Here is a 17775-nt window from a genome sequence, read left to right as displayed (position 1 = left end):
ATTACCACTGCCCCTTGTGGGAGCTGGCTTGCCAGCGAAGGGGCCGGCCCTGTTGAAGAGCATTCGAGCTTACAGTTGCGGCGCGGTGTTCTTCACCACCGCCAGCTCCGGGTGTGCCACCAGCTTGTCGATGTGCAACTCGTCGTTGTTCATCCACGTCTCGGTCAACACCCGGTAGTGCTCCATGTCACGGCAGCGCATGCGCAGGCTGTAGTCGAAGTGCCCGCTGATCAGCTGGCACTCCAGCACCTGCGGGCAGGCCTTCATGCACGCCTCGAAGGCCCTTTGCGCCGAACGCCCGCTCTGGTTGGACAGGGCCACCAGCACCAGCAGCGACAGCCCGGGCGACACCATCTGCACATCGATGATCGCACCGTAGCCGCGAATCACCCCGCGCCGCTCCAGCTTGCGCACCCGCTCCAGGCAAGGCCTGGGTGTGAGGTGCACGAGTGAAGAGAGCTTTTCATAGGTGATACGCCCGTTATGGCGCAGCACGTCGATGATCGCCTCGTCGATACGGTCCAGCGGCGGCGTGGCGTGCGAGCGGTTGGCCTTGGTTTCCATGATGGTGTTGATTCACTTCAAGCGGTTGGAGAGAAATTGCTGCAGGCGTTCGCTCTGCGGCTGGTCGAGCATCTGCGGGCCGCCCTGTTCTTCGACCCGGCCCTGATGCAGGAACAGCACCTGGCTCGACACCTGGCGGGCAAAGCCCATCTCGTGCGTCACCATGAGCATGGTACGGCCTTCCTCGGCCAGCGTCTGTATGACTTTGAGCACTTCGCCCACCAGCTCCGGGTCCAGCGCAGAGGTTGGCTCGTCGAACAGGATGATCTCCGGTTCCATGGCCAGTGCCCGTGCAATCGCCACGCGCTGCTGCTGGCCGCCAGACAGGAAGGCCGGGTACTGATCGGCGGCGCGGCTTGGCAGGCCGACCTTGTCCAGGTACGCGCGGGCGCGGCTTTCGGCGTCGCGCGAGCTTACCCCCAGCACCCGTCGCGGTGCCAGGCAGATGTTCTCCAGCACGGTCATGTGACTCCACAGGTTGAAGTGCTGGAACACCATTGCCAGGCGCGTGCGCAGGTTCTGCAACTGGGCGGGGTTCGGTGCCCGTGTGCCGGTGCGGCCCTGGTGCATCTCGATGCTCTGATCGTCGAGGGTGATCACCCCGGCGTCGGGCTGCTCAAGGAAATTGATGCAGCGCAGCATGGTGCTCTTGCCCGAGCCGCTGGCGCCGATCAGGCTGATCACGTCGCCTTTGCGCGCCTGCAGAGAGACGCCTTTGAGGACCTGGTGGTCGCCGTAGCTTTTGTGCAGGGCATCGACGCTCAGCTTGATTGCGCCGCTGTTGTGCAACGCCGTGGTGCGGGTTTCGCTCATGGGCTGGCCGTGGTTTGACTGGACGTGGGCGGTAAGGGTCATGGGTTAGCCTCGGGCAGGAACAAGGAAACGCATCCAGCGGCGCTCGGCCAGGCGGAACAGCCCGACCAGTGCGAAGGACAGCAGCATGTACAGGACGGCCGCGATACCGAAGGCCTGGAAGGTCAGAAAGGTCGCAGCGTTGGCGTCGCGGGCCACCTTGAGGATGTCGGCGACGGTGGCGGTAAACGCCAGCGAAGTGGCATGCAGCATCAGGATCAGCTCGTTGCTGTACACCGGCAGCGAGCGCCGCAGGGCGGCCGGCAGCACCACGAACAGGTTCAGGCGCCAGCCATGCAGGCCATACGCATGGGCCGCCTCGATCTCGCCATGGGGGATATTGCGAATGGCCCCGGCAAAGATCTCCACGGTATAGGCGCAGGTGTTGAGTACGAAAGCCAGCAGCGTGCAGTTCAGTGCATTGCGAAAGAACTGGTCGAGCAGCGCGGTATCACGCACCACCTCCAGGCTGTACAGCCCGGTGTAGCAGATCAGCAGCTGGATATACAGCGGCGTGCCGCGAAACACGAAGGTGTAGAACTCCACTGGCCAGCGCAGCCAGCATTTGCGTGAAACCCGCGCCAGCGCCAGCGGCAGCGACAGCACGAAGCCAAACAGGGTGGTCACGATGAACAACCACAGCGTCATGGCCAGCCCCGACAGGCCGGCGCCATCGCTGTACAGATAGGACTGACCGTATTCCTGGAACAGTTCGATCATGATGCCAGCCCCTTGATGCCGGTGTTGTAGCGCCGTTCCAGGTACTTGAACAGGCGATTGGAGAGGGTGGTGATAAGCAGGTAGATCAAGCCGGCGATGATCAGGAAATACAGCGGGTCATTGGTGGTCTTGCCCGCGTTCTGCGCCGCCTTGACCAGGTCGGACAGGCCGATGATCGACACCAGTGCAGTGGACTTGAGCAGCACCAGCCAGTTGTTGCCCAGCCCCGGCAGGCAAAACGCATCAGTTGCGGGAACAGCACCAGTTGAAAGCGCTGGACGCGGCTCAGGCCATAGGCGGTGGCCGCTTCCAGCTGGCCGTGGGGCACGCTGAGGATCGCGCCGCGAAAGTTCTCGGTGAAGTAGGCGCCGTAGATGAAACCCAGGGTAATCACCCCGGCCATGAACGGGTTGATTTCGAAGTAGTCCCAGCCAGCAGTTCGGTGAGGTCGTTGAGCCACAGCTGCAGGGTGTAGAAGATCAGCAGGATCAGCACCAGGTCGGGCACGCTGCGAATCAGCGTGGTGTAGAGGGTGGCGGGAATGCGCAGGATGCGCAGTGAAGACAGCTTGGCGCTGGCGCCGATCAGGCCCAGCAGCAGGCTCAGGCCCAATGACAGAAAGGCCAATTGCAGGGTCATCCATGTCCCTTGCAGCAACAGCGGGCCGAAGCCCTGCAAGCTCAAGGCCTGCAAGCCGGTCGAGGTAAGGAAGTCGTTCACGGGAAAACTCTCGGTAGGACCAAAGGCGGGTGCGGCAGCGGGCCGGGCCGCACGGGCCCGGCCACTGCAGGCGGGTCACTCGTTATAGATGTCGAGGTCGCCCACGTACTTCTTCTGGATCTTGGCGAAGGTGCCATCGGCCAGCACGGCAGCGATGCCCTTGTTGAGCAGCGCCTTGAGCTCGGCGTCGTTCTTGCGCAGGCCCATGGCGATGTCCAGGGGCAGGGTCGGGTCCTTGATCGCTGGGCCGCTCTGGAACTCGGCGCCTTCAGGTTTGGTGAGGAAGTTGAGCTGCGCTTCGAGCTTGTCGGTGAGGGTTGCGTCCAGGCGCCCGTTCATCAGGTCGGCGTAGTTCTGGTCCTGGGCCTGGTAGGCCTTGACCTGCGCACCCAACGGCGCCAGTTTGGCGCGGGCGTAGGCTTCCTGCAGCGAGCCTTGCAGCACGCCGACCTGCTTGCCCTTGAGCGACTCGGGGGTGTCGCCGAAGCCTGCACCCTTGCGCGTGATGATCGAGGTGGGGCTGAGGAACAGTCGGTCGGAGAAGTCGATCTGCTTCTGGCGTGCCGGGGTCACGGCCATCGACGACATGATGGCGTCGAACTTGCGCGCCCGCAGTGCCGGGATCATGCCGTCGAATTCGTTATGCACCCAGGTGCATTTGACCTGCAGCTTTTCACAGATGGCATTGCCCAGCTCGATGTCGAAGCCTTGCAGGCTGCCATCGGCGGCAACCGATTCAAAGGGGGGGTATTCGGGGAACACGCCGAAACGGATTTCTTTCCATTCCTGGGCCTGGGCTGCACTCGCGCACAAAGGCAAGAGCAGCACGCTGAGCAATTTTCGCAGCGAAGTCATATGAGTAATCCCTGTGTTTTGTAGTTGATGTTAGGGCAGTAAGCGCTTCGTTGGCCGTAGCCGCGGTCTTTTGAAGACTCTTCGGTGTGGCCGTCAGAATGCGTGAGGGCAGCATTTTTTTTGTGTCGTTTGCTCCGGCGCTGGCTGCCGGATTGTGCTGTTAAGGAATGACTGGCAGCCGAATCGGCTGTTGCACCTCCTGTTTAGGCTCTGGCGCAGCGTTTTTCGTACGGCCGTACCCGCTGCACGGCCGTTTCCCGTGGTGCCAAGGCGCGGTTTAGGCGCGTTTCTTCTCTACTGCCTGACGTTGCGGCTGGAGCAGGGCGAACAGGTCCTTGGGGTCTTTCAGGTCGGGTACCAGGTCGATCTCATGGCCGATTTCCAGGGCCTTGGCCACGTCCAGCACATAGCGCAGGGCCGAGTAGTCTTCGATGGCGAAGCCGACCGAGTCGAACAACGTGACCTGTGCGTCGTGCTCGCGGCCCGCCACATCGCCATTGACCACTTGCCAGAACTCGGTGATCGGCGAGTCGGCGGGCATCTGCTGGATTTCGCCTTCGATGCGGCTTTGCGGTTCGTATTCGACGATCACCCGTGCAGCGTCGACGATATCGCGGTGCAGTTCGGTCTTGCCCGGGCAGTCGCCGCCCACGGCATTCAGGTGCATGCCGGGCTCGATCATGTCGGCGCTGAGGATGGTGGCGTAGGCCTTGTCGGCGGTCACCGTGGTGACGATGTCGGCGCCGCGCACCGCCTCGGCCACCGAGGCGGCCAGCACCACCTTGATTGCCGGGAAGGCGCGCAGGTTGGCTGCCAGCTTGGCAGTGGCCTTCGGGTCCAGGTCATACAGGCGGATCTCTTCGATACCCAGCAGCGCATGGAAGGCAATGGCCTGGAATTCGCTCTGCGAGCCGTTGCCAATCAGCGCCATGCTGCGGCTGTTCGGCCGGGCCAGGTAGCGTGCGGCCAGGGCCGAGGTTGCGGCGGTGCGGATGGCGGTGGTCAGCGTCATTTCGCTGAGCAGCAGCGGTGCACCGGTGTCGACGTCGCCCAGGGCGCCGAAGGCCATCACCGTGAGCATGCCGCGCTGGGTGTTCTTCGGGTGCCCGTTGACGTACTTGAAGGCATACAGGTTGGCATCGGAGGCCGGCATCAGTTCGATTACACCGTCGGGCGAGTGGTTGGCCAGGCGCGCGCATTTTTCGAAGTCGTGCCAGCGCAGGTAGTCCTCGCGGATGTACTCGGCCATTTCACCCAGGCAGGTGGTCAGGCCCTTGCGTGCTACCAGTTGGCTGAGGTCGGTAACGTCGATGTAGCGGGTCATGATGTGCTCCTTCTTGTAGGCGGTTCAGTTGCGCACGGGCAGGTGGACTTCGGCGAGCATGCAGCGTGCGCTGCCGCCGCCGATGCGTTCGATGTTGTCGATGTTCACCACCACCGGGTGGGTGTGCAGTTCGACCTGCCGGCGTTGTTCGGGGTGCAGTGAGCGCCAGGCGCTGCGCGACATCACCAGCAGTGGCTGGCCGTGCTTGTCGTGCACTTCCAGCATGTTGCCGGCGAAGCCTTCGAGCTGGTCGTAGTCGAGTGCGAGGATGTCCTTGCCGGTATCGCGCAGGCTGTTTTCCAGGGCCCGGCGTTCGTCGCTATCGGGCAGCGCCTTGAGGCACACCACCGAAAGCCCGCGGCCTACACTCATCATCACATTGCAGTGATAGATCGGTGCCTGGTGGCGATCGACGGCGTGGAACAGGCACAGGCGATAGTCCAGCTGGTCGGCGAACTGGCGCAGCGCCTCGGTGTGGGTGCGGCCGGAGTGGCAGGCGTAGCTGATGCGGTGTTCGCGGTCGAGGACCATGCTGCCGGTGCCTTCCAGGAACATGCTCTGCTGCTCCAGTGGGCTCAGGTCGATGGTCTGGTGCACCGTGAAGCGCTCGGCAAGTACCTGCAGCACGCCTTTGTCACGTTCCAGGCGACGGTTCTGGCCCTCCATCGGATACAGCACCAGGCTGCCGTCGGCGTGGCTGCTCCACCAGTTGTTGGGGAAGATCGAATCGGGGGTGTGCGGTGCCGGCGTGTCCTGCACCACCAGCACCTCGACGCCATGCTGGCGCAGGGTAGCGACGTAGCCATCGAATTCCTGCAGCGCTTTCTGTTGCGCCTGTTCAGGGTCGAGGGCGGGCTGCTGAAAACGGTTGTTGAGGGCGGTGTCCGGGTTGAAGGCGAACCGCGCGGGGCGAATCATCAAGACAGTATTGGTGGTTTGCATCGACGCACGCATCCGGGTGTTGGCAGTGCGTCTATTGTCGATGCAGCCGCGTTGCAATCCCGGCTGAAGCGCGCAGGGTGCTCAGCCGGGAAAGCTGAAAAGTGCGGTTTGGCAGCCGAATCGGCTGTGCCGTTTCACGGCGCGATCAGCCCTTGCGCCTGCAGCCGCTTGTACAGCGTGGTGCGGCTGACACCCAGCTCCCGCGCCAGTTGCGAGATATTGCCGTTGGCCGCCTGGAGCCGCGTGGCCAGGTCTGCGCAGGGCGCAACGGCAGGGGGCGCAGCACCGGGCAGGTCGACGAAGAAGCTGTCGGGCAGGTGCTCAAGTGCCACCGGCGCGCGACCGGCCAGTGCCAGTGCCACCTGCAGCACGCTGGCCAACTGGCGCAGATTGCCCGGCCACGGGTGCTCCAGCAGCAGCGCCAGCACCTTGTGGCTCAGCCCGCCAGGCTGTCCTGGCTCGCGGTACTGCTGGTACAACTGCTCGATCAGTGCACGCCGGTCGCTGCGTTCGCGTAGCGCTGGCAACTGCACGCTCAGCCCGGCGATGCGGTAGTACAGGTCCTGGCGGAATAGGCCAGCGCGCACCTGGGCCGGCAGGTCATGGTTGGTGGCCGAGACCACGCGGATGTCCACCGTGATCGGTTCGCCGCCGCCCAGTGGCTGGATGCTGCGCTCCTGCAAAAAACGCAGCAGGCGCGCCTGGGTGGGCAGCGGCATGTCGCCGATTTCGTCAAGAAACAGAATGCCGTGGTCGGCCTTGCGGATCAGCCCCGCGCTGCCCTTGTGGTGGGCGCCGGTGAACGCGCCTTTTTCGTAGCCGAACAACTCCGACTCCACCAGCTCGGCCGGGATCGCGGCGCAGTTGACCGCCACCAGCGGGCACGCGGCGCGGCTGCTGGCCTGGTGCAGGGCGTTGACGAACACCTCTTTGCCGACCCCGGTTTCGCCGTGGATCAACAGCGGTACGTTTTTTTCCAGCAGCAGCCCAGCCTGGTGCAGTGCCTTGCCGATACGCGGGTCTGTGTCGCTGGGCAGCGCCTGCGCGGGGCATTCGGTGGGCGCATCGAGCTGGCAGTGAAACCGGTTGCGCTCGGCCACCTGCACTGCGAATGGCTGCGCGGGGCGGTGCGCGAGCAGTTGGCCCAGCGGCAGCTGGAACAACTGCTCCACGCTGGCGTGCAGCGGGCATTGCCCGAGCAGGCTGTCGGCCCGCCGGTTGGCCGCGCGTACCGTGCCCTGGGTGTCGAACAACAGCAGCCCGGCCCATTGGCTGTCGAGGTTGTTGGGCCCGGTGGTGAAGCGCAGTTGCCAGCACTGACCGGCATACCCGCGCAGGATCAGCCGGTTCTCCAGGCTCTGGCTCAGCATGCGCACCAGGCCCAGGGGCTGCGACGAGGGCAGGTAGCTGTCGCTGGACACGTCGAGCACGCCGATCAACTGCCGTTCGCCGTCGAACAGCGGTGCTGCGGCCCCGGCCATGAAGCGGTTGAGCTTGAGGAAGTGTTCGTCGTGCCCCACATGCACCGCCTGACGACAGGCCAGGGCAGTACCGATGGCGTTGGTGCCCACGCCGTGCTCGCCCCAGCAGGCGCCCGGCTCGAAGCCGCGGGCCTGGCGCGGGTCGCACTGCTGGGTGCCCCAGGTCGCAAGCAACTGGCCCTGGGCGTCGCTGAGCATGATCAGGTAGCGGGAGCGGCTAAGCAGGTGCGTGAAGCCTGGCAGCACGTGGTCGCGGGTGGTGTGCAGCAGCAGCCGCTGTTGCTCCAGCAGCGTGCTCAGGTCGTGCGCTGAGGTGGTGCCGAAGTCCGGCACTGAGTGGTGTGCCAGGCCATAGGCCCGGCAGCGTGCCCAGGATGCCTGGATCAGTTGTGTGTGAGGTGTGGCAGAAGCGGCCATGGGCCTGTCCTGTGCGAAGACTTTATTGTTGTTTTGGTGCGGCCTGGTGTCAGCCGCCAGCGTTTCTCCAGTGTTGTTCAGTCTTGTTCGTTGTCAATTCCCCGGTGTTCAAGTGTCCAGCCATGGGTGTTCATTTGTGTTCATCGGTGCACCCTGTGCGATGGCCGTTGTACATGAACTTGAGCTTTATCAATGGCTTGTGTGACGTTCGCGGCGCTGGCACGAATCTCGCTCTGTTGCAGCGCCCGCCCAACAACACGAAAAGGCTCGCCCATGTCGCTTGTGCTGGAGCACGTCAGCCGTACCGTCGACGGCCAGGTCTGTATCGCCGATGCCTGCCTGAGTTTCGAGCCAGGGTCGTTCAACGTCCTGCTTGGGCGCACCCTGGCCGGCAAGACCAGCCTCATGCGCCTGATGGCCGGGCTGGACCGGCCCGATCACGGGCGGGTACTGATGAACGCGGTGGACGTCACCGGGCGTGCGGTGCGCCAGCGCAATGTGTCGATGGTGTATCAGCAGTTCATCAATTATCCGACCCTCAGCGTGTTCGAGAACATCGCCTCGCCGCTGCGCCAGGGGCGCATGAGCGAAGACGAAATCCGCGACCGGGTGCAGCGCACCGCTGCCATGCTGCGCATCGAGAAGTACCTCGGCCGCTACCCGCTGGAACTCTCCGGCGGCCAGCAGCAGCGCACGGCCATGGCCCGGGCGCTGGTCAAGGACGCCGAACTGATCCTGTTCGACGAGCCGCTGGTGAACCTGGACTACAAGCTGCGCGAAGAGCTGCGCCAGGAGATGCGCGAACTGTTCGCCATGCGCCACTGCATTGCCGTGTACGCCACCACCGAACCGAACGAGGCCCTGGCGCTGGGCGGTACCACGACGATCTTGCATGAGGGCCGCATCGTGCAGAGCGGACGGACCCCGTACGTGTACCACCAGCCCTGCAGCGTGCTGGCCGCCGAGCTGTTTTCCGAGCCGCCGATCAACCTGATGCCGGGGCGTATCGCCGGCAACGAAGTCAGTTTTGCCGGGGTGGTGCACTTTGCGATGAATGCCGACCTGCGGCGCATCGGCGACGGCGACTACCGCTTTGGCGTGCGCCCCAGCCATATCAGCCTGGTGCCGTCCAATGACGATGACCTGGAACTGGCGGTGCAGGTGCAGTTGGCCGAAATCAGCGGTTCGGAAACCTTCCTGCATGTGCGCAACGAGCAGTTCAGCCTGATCCTGCACCTGCCGGGCGTGCACGAGTACGGTGTCGATGCGCCTATTCGCATCTACATTCCGACCCACAAGTTGTTCGTCTTCGCGGCCGACGGTGCGTTGATCCAGGCACCTGGCGTGCGTGAAACGAGGGCTGCCTGATGGCCGAGATTCGCCTGCAGCATCTGGCGCACAGCTACAGCAAGGCGCCCGGCAACGACGACTATGCGCTACGCGAGCTGGACCATGTGTGGGAGCAGGGCGGGGCCTATGCGCTGCTCGGGCCGTCGGGCTGCGGCAAGTCGACCTTGCTCAACCTCATCTCCGGGCTGCTCACCCCGTCCCAGGGCCAGGTGCTGTTCGACGGCAAGGTGGTCAACACGCTGTCGCCGCAGGCGCGCAACATCGCCCAGGTGTTCCAGTTCCCAGTGGTGTACGACACCATGACGGTGTTCGACAACCTGGCCTTTCCTCTGCGCAACCAGGGCCACGACGAGGCACGGGTCACTGCCAAGGTGACGGAAATCGCCGAGGTGCTGGAACTGGGCGGCGTGCTGCACAAAAAAGCGCGCAACCTCAGTGCCGACGAGAAGCAGAAGGTCTCCATGGGCCGCGGGCTGGTGCGCGACGACGTGTCGGCGATCCTGTTCGACGAGCCACTGACGGTGATCGACCCACACCTGAAATGGAAGCTGCGGCGCAAGCTCAAGCAGATCCACGAGCAGTTCAACATCACCATGATCTACGTGACCCACGACCAGTTGGAGGCCTCGACCTTCGCCGAGAAGATCGCGGTGATGTACGGCGGGCAGATCGTGCAGTTCGGCACCCCGCGTGAACTGTTCGAGCGGCCGCGCCACACCTTTGTCGGCTACTTCATCGGCAGCCCCGGCATGAACCTCATCACGGTCCAGGCGCAGCCCGGCGGGGTCGGCTTTGCCTCGACCCACCTGCCGCTGTCGACCACGCTGCAGGCGCAACTGGCACACCTGTCGGCGGCCCGGGTGCAAGTGGGTATCCGCCCCGAGTTCGTGCAGGTGTGGGATGCGCCGTTCGACGAGGCCTACCGCGCGCGGGTGGTGGATGTCGAAGACCTTGGCACCTACAGGATTCTGACCCTGGACCTGGACGGCGCGAAACTCAAGGCCCGCCTGGGCGAGGATCGCGTGGTACCCGAGGGCCAGGCCTGGGTCAGTTTTCCGGCGCAGTGGCTGATGCTGTATGTCGATGATGTGCTGCTGGAGGCCCAGGCATGAACAAGGTGCATAACAACAAGGCCTGGTGGCTGGTGCTGCCGGTGTTCCTGCTGGTGGCGTTCAGCGCCGTGGTGCCGATGATGACCGTGGTCAACTATTCGGTGCAGGACATTTTCGACCAGTCCAGCCGCTACTTCGTCGGCGCCGACTGGTACCGCCAGGTGTTGCAGGACCCGCGCCTGCACGACTCGCTGCTGCGCCAGTTCGTGTACTCCGGGTGCGTGCTGCTGATCGAGATTCCGCTGGGCATCGGCATCGCCCTGAGCATGCCGAGCAAGGGGCGCTGGTCGTCGTTGTGCCTGATCGTCATGGCCATCCCGCTGCTGATTCCATGGAACGTGGTCGGCACCATCTGGCAGATCTTCGGGCGTGCCGATATCGGCCTGCTCGGCGCCTCGTTGAACCAGCTGGGCATCAACTACAACTATGCGGCCAACACCATGGATGCCTGGGTCACAGTGCTGGTGATGGACGTGTGGCACTGGACCTCGCTGGTGGCGCTGCTGTGTTACTCGGGGCTGCGCGCGATTCCCGACGTGTATTACCAGGCGGCGCGCATCGACCGTGCCTCGGCCTGGGCGGTGTTCCGGCACATCCAGCTGCCCAAGCTGAAGAACGTGCTGCTGATTGCGGTGATGCTGCGTTTCATGGACAGCTTCATGATCTACACCGAGCCGTTCGTGCTTACCGGCGGCGGGCCGGGCAACGCCACCACCTTCCTCAGCCAGACCCTCACGCAGATGGCCGTGGGGCAGTTCGACCTGGGCCCGGCGGCGGCGTTCTCGCTGGTGTACTTCCTGATCATTCTGCTGGTGTCGTGGCTGTTCTATACCGCCATGACCCACGCCGACAAGCAGTAGGAGGGCGCCATGAACCTGCGCAAAAGCGTGCCGCTGCTGCTGTACATCGTGTTTCTGCTGGTGCCGATCTACTGGTTGCTGAACATGTCGTTCAAGAGTAACACCGAGATCCTCGGCGGCCTGACGCTGTGGCCGCAGGACTTCACCCTGGCCAACTACCGGGTGATCTTCACCGACGCCAGCTGGTACAGCGGCTACATCAACTCGCTGTACTACGTGTGCCTGAACACGGTGATCTCGCTGGGCGTGGCATTACCGGCGGCCTATGCGTTCTCGCGTTACCGCTTTCTGGGCGACAAGCACCTGTTCTTCTGGCTGCTGACCAATCGCATGGCGCCGCCGGCGGTGTTCCTGTTGCCGTTCTTCCAGCTGTATTCCTCGATCGGGCTGTTCGACACGCACATCGCCGTGGCCTTGGCCCATTGCCTGTTCAACGTGCCGCTGGCGGTGTGGATCCTCGAGGGTTTCATGTCCGGTGTGCCCAAGGAAATCGACGAGACGGCGTACATCGACGGCTATAGCTTCGCGCGTTTCTTCGGCAAGATTTTCATCCCGCTGATCGGCTCGGGCATCGGCGTGACGGCGTTCTTCTGCTTCATGTTCTCGTGGGTCGAGCTGCTGCTGGCGCGCACGCTGACCTCGGTCAACGCCAAGCCGATCGCCGCGGTGATGACCCGCACCGTGTCGGCCTCGGGCATCGACTGGGGCGTGCTGGCGGCGGCGGGGGTGCTCACCATCGTGCCGGGCATGCTGGTGATCTGGTTTGTTCGCAACCACGTGGCCAAGGGCTTTGCCCTGGGCCGGGTCTGAAGGAGAACGCTATGGACTGGATGGCCTGGACCTTGCCCACGGCGCTGTTCTTCGCGGGTATCGGGGTGTTGCTGGCGAGCATGACGGTGCTGGAGTTGCGTCGCCCTTGCGTGGAACGTCGTGGTTTTCTGCCGATTGCCACCACCCGTGGCGATCGGTTGTTCATCGGCCTGCTGGTCAGTGCCTACCTGCACTTGCTGGTGATCGGCGTGACCGACTGGGACCTGTGGGTGGCCTCGCTGCTGTCGCTGGCCTGGCTGTTGGTGGTGATGCGCTGGGGTTAGCGGCGCCATTCGGCGTTGCCCCGGCGAAATTAAACTCGGGAGATCACTATGTTCGACAACAACAAGAACCGGCGACATGGCTTGACCCTGGCCGCCTTGCTGGTGCTTGGCAGCTTGCCTGCCAGCGCCTGGGCCGACGCCTTTGAAGACGCGGCGAAAAAGTGGATCGGCAGCGAGTTCAAGCCTTCGACCCTGACGCCGGAGCAGCAACTGGACGAGCTCAAGTGGTTCATCAAGGCCGCCGAGCCGTTTCGTGGCATGAAGATCAACGTGGTGTCGGAAACCATCGCCACCCATGAGTACGAGTCCAAGGTGCTGGCCAAGGCCTTCAGCGAGATCACCGGGATCAAATTGACCCACGACCTGTTGCAGGAAGGCGACGTGGTGGAGAAGCTGCAGACCCAGATGCAGTCGGACAAGAACATCTATGACGGCTGGGTGAACGACTCTGACCTGATCGGCACCCACTTTCGCTATGGCAAGACCGAGTCGATCACCGACCTGATGGCCAACGAAGGCAAGGACTTCACGTCGCCTACGCTGGATCTGAAGGACTTTATCGGTATCTCCTTCACCACCGCCCCCGACGGCAAGATCTACCAGTTGCCCGACCAGCAGTTCGCCAACCTCTACTGGTTTCGCGCCGACTGGTTCGAGCGCCCGGAGCTGAAGGCCAGATTCAAGGAGAAGTACGGCTATGAGCTGGGCGTGCCGGTGAACTGGTCGGCCTATGAAGACATCGCCAAGTTCTTCAGTGAGGACGTCAAGGAGATCGACGGCAAGCGCATCTACGGGCACATGGACTACGGCAAGAAAGACCCGTCGCTGGGCTGGCGCTTCACTGATGCGTGGTTCTCCATGGCGGGCGGCGGCGACAAGGGCCTGCCCAACGGCTTGCCGGTGGACGAGTGGGGGATACGCGTGGAGGACTGCCACCCGGTGGGGTCGAGCGTGACCCGTGGCGGCGACACCAATGGCCCGGCGGCCGTGTATGCGACGCAGAAGTATGTGGACTGGATGCGCGCCTACGCGCCGCCCGAGGCGCAGGGCATGACCTTCTCCGAGTCGGGCCCGGTGCCGGCGCAGGGCAACATCGCCCAGCAGATCTTCTGGTACACCGCATTCACCGCCGACATGACCAAGCCGGGCCTGCCGGTGATGAACGCCGATGGCACGCCGAAATGGCGCATGGCGCCGTCGCCCAAGGGGCCGTACTGGGAGGAGGGCATGAAGCTTGGGTATCAGGACACCGGTTCCTGGACCTTCCTCAAGTCGACGCCCGAGAAACAGCGGTTGGCGGCGTGGTTGTACGCGCAGTTCGTCACGTCCAAGACGGTGTCGTTGAAAAAGACCATCGTGGGCCTGACGCCAATTCGCGAGTCGGACATCAATTCGCAGGCCATGACCGACCTGGCACCCAAGCTGGGTGGGCTGGTGGAGTTCTACCGCAGCCCGGCGCGGGTGCAGTGGACACCGACCGGTACCAACGTGCCGGACTATCCGCGGTTGGCGCAGTTGTGGTGGAGCCATATTGCCGAGGCGGCCAGTGGCGAGAAGACCCCGCAGCAGGCGCTGGACGGGTTGGCCAAGGACCAGGATGCGATCCTGGCGCGGCTGGAGCGTTCCAAGGCGCAGCCCAATTGCGGGCCGAAGCTGAATGCCGAGCGTGATGCGCAGTACTGGTTCGACCAGCCGGGGGCGCCCAAGCCCAAGCTGGCCAACGAGAAGCCGCAGGGTGAGACGGTGAGCTACAGCGAGCTGCTCAAATCCTGGGAGGCTGCGCGCAAGTAAGGGGCGAGCCATCGCGGGCTTGCCCCGCGATGGGGCCATCAAATTCGAGTCAAAAAAAACGGCACCCCAAGGTGCCGTTTCTCATGCCGCTACCAGAGCCTTACTTGTGCAGCTCTTCAGCCGCATACAAGGTGTTCTCCAGCAGGCATGCGCGGGTCATCGGCCCGACACCACCGGGCACCGGAGTAATCCAGCCGGCGCGGGGCAGGGCGGTCTCGTAGACCACATCGCCCACCAGCTTGCCGTCGTCCTGGCGGTTGATGCCGACGTCGATCACGATCGCGCCTTGCTTGATCCACTCGCCCTTGACCAGCCCCGGCTTGCCGGCAGCAACCACCACCAGGTCGGCACGGCCGACGTGGCCGGCCAGGTCCTTGGTGAAGCGGTGGGTGACGGTCACGGTGCAGCCGGCCAGCAGCAGCTCCATGGCCATCGGGCGGCCCACGATGTTGGAGGCGCCGACCACGACCGCGTTCATGCCGTACAGGTCCTGACCGGTGCTTTGCAGCAAGGTCATGATGCCTTTAGGGGTGCACGGGCGCAGCAGCGGGATACGCTGCGCCAGGCGACCGACATTATAAGGGTGGAAACCGTCCACATCCTTGTCCGGGCGAATGCGCTCCAGCAGCAGCGAGGCATCCAGGTGTGCCGGCAGTGGCAGTTGCAGCAGGATGCCGTCGATGTTCGCGTCATCATTGAGGCGATCGATCAGGTCGGTCAGGGCCTGCTGGGTGGTGTCGTTGGGCAGGTCGTAGGCCTGGGAAATGAAGCCGACCTCTTCACAGTCTTTACGCTTGTGCGAAACATAGACTTGAGAGGCCGGGTCGCTGCCCACCAGGATCACTGCCAGGCCGGGGGTGCGCAGGCCTTGCTCGCGACGCTGCGCGACACGTTGGGCGATCTGCTGGCGCAGGCTGGCGGCGATCGCCTTGCCGTCGATAAGTTGTGCAGTCATGACGCGTGATTAACCATCGAGAGGGAATAAAAAGAGCGCGCATTCTCGCATGACCGGGGGCCAGGGCAAAGGCGCTTGGTCTGGCAATTCCCCTAACCCCTTAAATAAAATGAATTTTTTTCAAAAAGGTGTTGACGACTTTGCCGCTCGTCTATAACATTCATCGCACTTGTCGGGCAGAGCCTAGCACTGGTTAGCAAGGTCAGGCAGAATGAGTGGTTTTGATAGCTTGTTCGGTTGGACTGAAAGTTAATTTGTAATCTTCACGGAAAGCAGATTAAATATGCGCCCGTAGCTCAGCTGGATAGAGCATCCGCCTTCTAAGCGGATGGTCGCAGGTTCGAGTCCTGCCGGGTGCGCCATTACAGGCAGCTGGCACAAGTAAAAGCAGTAAAGCAATATGGTGGGCGTAGCTCAGTTGGTAGAGCACAGGATTGTGACTCCTGTTGTCGTGGGTTCGATCCCCATCGTCCACCCCATATTCTAAAAGGCGCCCGATGAAAATCCGGCGCCTTTGCTTTAAAAGCTTCAAGCGGACGTGGTGAAATTGGTAGACACACTGGATTTAGGTTCCAGCGGCGCAAGCTGTAAGAGTTCGAGTCTCTTCGTCCGCACCATAGATGCTTTCACCGCCCTTCGTTGAAGTGCGTTAAAGCCCGGAATAAGCCGCCTTGAGCGGCTTTTTTCGTTTCTGGGCTTTCACCTCGATTCGCCCCCTTCCTGAATTTTCTAGTACATTCCTCAGTACACACCGAGTTCGACCTATCCGGAATGTACTAAATGCCTCTATCTGACACGGCCGTCAGGCAATCCAAGCCCAAGGACAAGCCCTTTACGCTCAACGACAGCGATGGCCTGGCGCTCTACGTTTCCCCCAATGGCACCAAGGCCTGGCACTTCCGTTTCTCCTGGCACGGCAAGCAGCCCCGCATCTCGCTGGGCACCTATCCTGAGCTGACATTGCGTGAGGCGCGTGAGCTGCGCGACAAGGCTCGCTCACTTGTCGCCAAGGGTATCGACCCGCGTGCGGATCGCCGGCAGTCGCAGTACGAAGCGGGTGCCCGGGTAGAGAACACATTCGAGGCGGTGGCCAACCGTTGGCACAGCTTCAAGGCGCAGCGCCTGACGGACGCGAAGAGGCAGTGCGGCCCAGTCCCGTCGCTATCTGGACAAGGACCTCATTCCGGCTTTGGGCAAGTACCCGATCGCTGATATCAAACGTGCCGATGTGCTGAAAACGGTGCGATCGATTGAAGGGCGTGGCGCGCTTCATGTGGCCGAGAAATGCAGGGGCTGGTTGAACGAGATTTTCCGCTACGCCATCGCGGAGGGTGTTAACGAGATCAATCCCGCAGCTGACATCGACATCGTCGCTGCAGTGCAGCCGCCTGTTCAGCACAACCCTTACCTGAAGCGTGAGGAAGTAGGTGAGTTCCTCCAGAAGGTCCGAGCCTCGAAGATGTCTGTCCTGACGAGCAGCGCAATAAGGCTGATGGTGCTGACAGGGGTGCGTACGATCGAGATCCGGAACGCTTCACCTGGTCAGTTCGATCTGGATGAGGCCATTTGGCGCATCCCGCCGGAAGGTGTGAAGCAACTGCGCAGCCGTGTGCGTACGGAGAGTGGGGAGATTCCTCATTATCTGGTCCCGCTTTCTCGTCAGGCCGTCGATCTGGTGCGCCAGGTGCTGCAGATCACTGGTCGTTGCAAGCTGCTGTTCACTGGTCGAAACAACCCAAGCCAGGTGATGAGCGAAAACACCATCAACGTGGCCATCAAGCGGCTGGGGTATCAGGGCAAGCTGACCGGCCACGGGATTCGCGGCACGATTTCGACCGCGCTCAATGAGATGGGTTACAAGGGGGAGTGGATCGAGGCGCAGCTCTCGCATGCCGACCCCAACAAGGTGAGGGGGTCGTACAACCATGCGGAGTATGTCGAGCAGCGCCGCGAGATGATGCAGGATTGGGCTGACTACATCGATACGCTGGAGCCAATGCAGGAAGAGGAGTGAAGTCGGGAGTGCTGAATTCTATTCAGGGCCCATTCTTGCACCTCGGAGCGTACCCAGGCGACGCTCCTGCCGCCCAGCGCTACCTGCCTCGGGAACGCGCCTTCATTCACCATCTTGTAAATGGTCGTGGTTCCCATGCCGGTGATCTGGCGTACTTCAGGCAGGCGGATGAATTCGATGGTATTGGTCATTCTTGAGTCTCCTGCAGGTGCAGCTCGGCATTGATCGCCTGGCGCTGTTTACTGCACTTTTGATGATTACCGTGGGCTCGCGACATGCCGCATACGTCGCAGATAATGTTGAGATCGAGTTTGCGCATCCGGCGTTTGGGTTTCTGGCAGTGCATGCGGGATGGGCGAATCATTGGGTTACCTGCTGTGACACGCTCAAGCCGACAGCCACCGGCCGTACCCAGATAGGCATGCTGCTGAGCATGAATGTTTCGCCCAGGGCGGCGAGGAGCAGGGTGGTGCCCATCACATCGGCGATCGCTTCGGCCGCGTCTGGTGGTACCGCATTGCCAATCCGCTCACGCCACGCCTGGTCACTGAGGCCGTCCAGTTCGAACTGCTCCTCTGGCTCAACCAGGCTTTGAATGGCTGCCAGCTCAAGTGTGGTGAACGGTCGGTGCCAGGTGCCGTCTAGGCTGGTGATGATGCAGGTCAGGCGGTCATTGGCGGCCGGCACCCGTGGGTCGGCTACGCTCCAGCGGCCGTTGTCCTGG

At 62.8% G+C, this 17775-nt stretch carries 17 protein-coding genes, 3 tRNA genes and 2 pseudogenes; 10 read left to right on the top strand and 12 right to left on the bottom strand.

Annotated features, from left to right (window positions below):
- Positions 1-69 precede the first annotated feature (69 nt).
- The 8 genes and pseudogenes from G3436_RS09270 to G3436_RS09235 all read right to left on the bottom strand — a co-directional run bounded on the left by G3436_RS09270 (position 70) and on the right by G3436_RS09235 (position 7875).
- Positions 70-564: an Lrp/AsnC family transcriptional regulator gene (locus G3436_RS09270; protein ID WP_163943881.1), complete on the bottom strand. Its 495-nt coding sequence runs from the start codon at positions 562-564 to the stop codon at positions 70-72.
- A gap of 12 nt (positions 565-576) precedes the next feature.
- Entirely contained in the window at positions 577-1377 is an 801-nt protein-coding gene (locus G3436_RS09265; RefSeq protein WP_163943878.1) for an ABC transporter ATP-binding protein, read from the bottom strand.
- A gap of 45 nt (positions 1378-1422) precedes the next feature.
- Positions 1423-2136: an ABC transporter permease gene (locus G3436_RS09260; RefSeq protein WP_163943876.1), complete on the bottom strand. Its 714-nt coding sequence runs from the start codon at positions 2134-2136 to the stop codon at positions 1423-1425.
- Positions 2133-2775 (bottom strand): annotated as a pseudogene (locus G3436_RS09255) (ABC transporter permease). The gene G3436_RS09260 and the pseudogene G3436_RS09255 overlap by 4 nt, the downstream one beginning before the upstream one ends.
- A 156-nt stretch (positions 2776-2931) precedes the next feature.
- On the bottom strand, positions 2932-3711 hold the full coding sequence (locus G3436_RS09250; RefSeq protein ID WP_163943873.1) for an ABC transporter substrate-binding protein: 780 nt from the start codon (positions 3709-3711) through the stop codon (positions 2932-2934).
- 277 nt (positions 3712-3988) lie between these two features.
- Positions 3989-5035 carry an ornithine cyclodeaminase gene (locus G3436_RS09245; protein WP_163943870.1) on the bottom strand — a complete coding sequence of 349 codons (1047 nt, stop codon included), beginning with the start codon at positions 5033-5035 and terminating at the stop codon, positions 3989-3991.
- A 24-nt stretch (positions 5036-5059) separates the two neighbouring features.
- Entirely contained in the window at positions 5060-5977 is a 918-nt protein-coding gene (ctlX, locus tag G3436_RS09240) for a citrulline utilization hydrolase CtlX (RefSeq protein ID WP_163943867.1), read from the bottom strand.
- A gap of 134 nt (positions 5978-6111) precedes the next feature.
- Positions 6112-7875, bottom strand: a complete 1764-nt coding sequence (locus tag G3436_RS09235; RefSeq protein WP_163943864.1) for a sigma-54-dependent Fis family transcriptional regulator — start codon at positions 7873-7875, stop codon at positions 6112-6114.
- A 273-nt stretch (positions 7876-8148) separates the two neighbouring features.
- On the opposite strand from G3436_RS09235, the gene G3436_RS09230 reads away from it, so the two are divergent.
- The 6 genes from G3436_RS09230 to G3436_RS09205 are packed head-to-tail and all read left to right on the top strand — an operon-like array spanning position 8149 to position 14082.
- Positions 8149-9243: an ABC transporter ATP-binding protein gene (locus tag G3436_RS09230; RefSeq protein WP_163943863.1), complete on the top strand. Its 1095-nt coding sequence runs from the start codon at positions 8149-8151 to the stop codon at positions 9241-9243.
- Complete coding sequence (locus G3436_RS09225; RefSeq protein ID WP_163943861.1) at positions 9243-10337, top strand: ABC transporter ATP-binding protein; 1095 nt, start codon at positions 9243-9245, stop codon at positions 10335-10337. The genes G3436_RS09230 and G3436_RS09225 overlap by 1 nt, the downstream gene beginning before the upstream one ends.
- The gene (locus G3436_RS09220; protein WP_163943858.1) at positions 10334-11197 is read left to right on the top strand and encodes a carbohydrate ABC transporter permease; all 864 of its coding nucleotides are present in this window, start codon (positions 10334-10336) and stop codon (positions 11195-11197) included. Before G3436_RS09225 ends, G3436_RS09220 begins: the two co-directional genes overlap by 4 nt.
- A gap of 9 nt (positions 11198-11206) precedes the next feature.
- The gene (locus G3436_RS09215) at positions 11207-12007 is read left to right on the top strand and encodes a carbohydrate ABC transporter permease (RefSeq protein WP_163943856.1); all 801 of its coding nucleotides are present in this window, start codon (positions 11207-11209) and stop codon (positions 12005-12007) included.
- Positions 12008-12018: 11 nt separating this feature from the next.
- On the top strand, positions 12019-12291 hold the full coding sequence (locus G3436_RS09210; protein ID WP_163943853.1) for a DUF2160 domain-containing protein: 273 nt from the start codon (positions 12019-12021) through the stop codon (positions 12289-12291).
- 48 nt (positions 12292-12339) lie between these two features.
- Positions 12340-14082, top strand: coding sequence for an ABC transporter substrate-binding protein (locus G3436_RS09205; RefSeq protein WP_163943850.1), 1743 nt, complete (start codon positions 12340-12342; stop codon positions 14080-14082).
- A gap of 100 nt (positions 14083-14182) precedes the next feature.
- Here the strand turns inward: G3436_RS09205 and folD are convergent, their stop codons facing one another.
- The gene (gene folD, locus G3436_RS09200; RefSeq protein WP_163943846.1) at positions 14183-15037 is read right to left on the bottom strand and encodes a bifunctional methylenetetrahydrofolate dehydrogenase/methenyltetrahydrofolate cyclohydrolase FolD; all 855 of its coding nucleotides are present in this window, start codon (positions 15035-15037) and stop codon (positions 14183-14185) included.
- Between the two features lie 285 nt (positions 15038-15322).
- Here folD and G3436_RS09195 point away from each other — a divergent pair.
- From G3436_RS09195 to G3436_RS09180, 4 genes and pseudogenes are all read left to right on the top strand, one after another.
- Positions 15323-15399 (top strand) — tRNA-Arg (locus tag G3436_RS09195).
- A 41-nt stretch (positions 15400-15440) separates the two neighbouring features.
- Positions 15441-15516: transfer RNA gene (locus tag G3436_RS09190), tRNA-His, on the top strand.
- A gap of 53 nt (positions 15517-15569) precedes the next feature.
- Positions 15570-15654 (top strand) — tRNA-Leu (locus G3436_RS09185).
- A 163-nt stretch (positions 15655-15817) separates the two neighbouring features.
- Positions 15818-17051 (top strand): annotated as a pseudogene (locus tag G3436_RS09180) (tyrosine-type recombinase/integrase).
- Here G3436_RS09180 and G3436_RS09175 read toward each other — a convergent pair.
- The 3 genes from G3436_RS09175 to G3436_RS09165 form a co-directional block, all read right to left on the bottom strand.
- On the bottom strand, positions 17012-17242 hold the full coding sequence (locus tag G3436_RS09175; RefSeq protein ID WP_178116381.1) for a helix-turn-helix transcriptional regulator: 231 nt from the start codon (positions 17240-17242) through the stop codon (positions 17012-17014). The pseudogene G3436_RS09180 and the gene G3436_RS09175 overlap by 40 nt on opposite strands.
- On the bottom strand, positions 17239-17415 hold the full coding sequence (locus G3436_RS09170) for a hypothetical protein (RefSeq protein ID WP_163943840.1): 177 nt from the start codon (positions 17413-17415) through the stop codon (positions 17239-17241). Before G3436_RS09170 ends, G3436_RS09175 begins: the two co-directional genes overlap by 4 nt.
- The coding region (locus G3436_RS09165) for a DNA cytosine methyltransferase (protein ID WP_163943843.1) at positions 17412-17775 on the bottom strand (364 nt) is incomplete at its 5' end. The genes G3436_RS09165 and G3436_RS09170, both read right to left, overlap by 4 nt.

This window comes from Pseudomonas brassicae (genome assembly GCF_010671725.1).
Taxonomy (GTDB): domain Bacteria; phylum Pseudomonadota; class Gammaproteobacteria; order Pseudomonadales; family Pseudomonadaceae; genus Aquipseudomonas; species Aquipseudomonas brassicae.
This window is presented reverse-complemented; position numbering and strand designations above follow the sequence as displayed.

What these genes read in the sequence shown, in the direction of transcription:
- G3436_RS09270 (WP_163943881.1), bottom strand. Translation starts at nt 564, where the DNA reads ATGGAAACCAAGGCCAACCGCTCGCACGCCACGCCGCCGCTGGACCGT.
- G3436_RS09265 (WP_163943878.1), bottom strand. Translation starts at nt 1,377, where the DNA reads ATGAGCGAAACCCGCACCACGGCGTTGCACAACAGCGGCGCAATCAAG.
- G3436_RS09260 (WP_163943876.1), bottom strand. Translation starts at nt 2,136, where the DNA reads ATGATCGAACTGTTCCAGGAATACGGTCAGTCCTATCTGTACAGCGAT.
- G3436_RS09250 (WP_163943873.1), bottom strand. Translation starts at nt 3,711, where the DNA reads ATGACTTCGCTGCGAAAATTGCTCAGCGTGCTGCTCTTGCCTTTGTGC.
- G3436_RS09245 (WP_163943870.1), bottom strand. Translation starts at nt 5,035, where the DNA reads ATGACCCGCTACATCGACGTTACCGACCTCAGCCAACTGGTAGCACGC.
- ctlX (WP_163943867.1), bottom strand. Translation starts at nt 5,977, where the DNA reads ATGCAAACCACCAATACTGTCTTGATGATTCGCCCCGCGCGGTTCGCC.
- G3436_RS09235 (WP_163943864.1), bottom strand. Translation starts at nt 7,875, where the DNA reads ATGGCCGCTTCTGCCACACCTCACACACAACTGATCCAGGCATCCTGG.
- G3436_RS09230 (WP_163943863.1), top strand. Translation starts at nt 8,149, where the DNA reads ATGTCGCTTGTGCTGGAGCACGTCAGCCGTACCGTCGACGGCCAGGTC.
- G3436_RS09225 (WP_163943861.1), top strand. Translation starts at nt 9,243, where the DNA reads ATGGCCGAGATTCGCCTGCAGCATCTGGCGCACAGCTACAGCAAGGCG.
- G3436_RS09220 (WP_163943858.1), top strand. Translation starts at nt 10,334, where the DNA reads ATGAACAAGGTGCATAACAACAAGGCCTGGTGGCTGGTGCTGCCGGTG.
- G3436_RS09215 (WP_163943856.1), top strand. Translation starts at nt 11,207, where the DNA reads ATGAACCTGCGCAAAAGCGTGCCGCTGCTGCTGTACATCGTGTTTCTG.
- G3436_RS09210 (WP_163943853.1), top strand. Translation starts at nt 12,019, where the DNA reads ATGGACTGGATGGCCTGGACCTTGCCCACGGCGCTGTTCTTCGCGGGT.
- G3436_RS09205 (WP_163943850.1), top strand. Translation starts at nt 12,340, where the DNA reads ATGTTCGACAACAACAAGAACCGGCGACATGGCTTGACCCTGGCCGCC.
- folD (WP_163943846.1), bottom strand. Translation starts at nt 15,037, where the DNA reads ATGACTGCACAACTTATCGACGGCAAGGCGATCGCCGCCAGCCTGCGC.
- G3436_RS09175 (WP_178116381.1), bottom strand. Translation starts at nt 17,242, where the DNA reads ATGACCAATACCATCGAATTCATCCGCCTGCCTGAAGTACGCCAGATC.
- G3436_RS09170 (WP_163943840.1), bottom strand. Translation starts at nt 17,415, where the DNA reads ATGATTCGCCCATCCCGCATGCACTGCCAGAAACCCAAACGCCGGATG.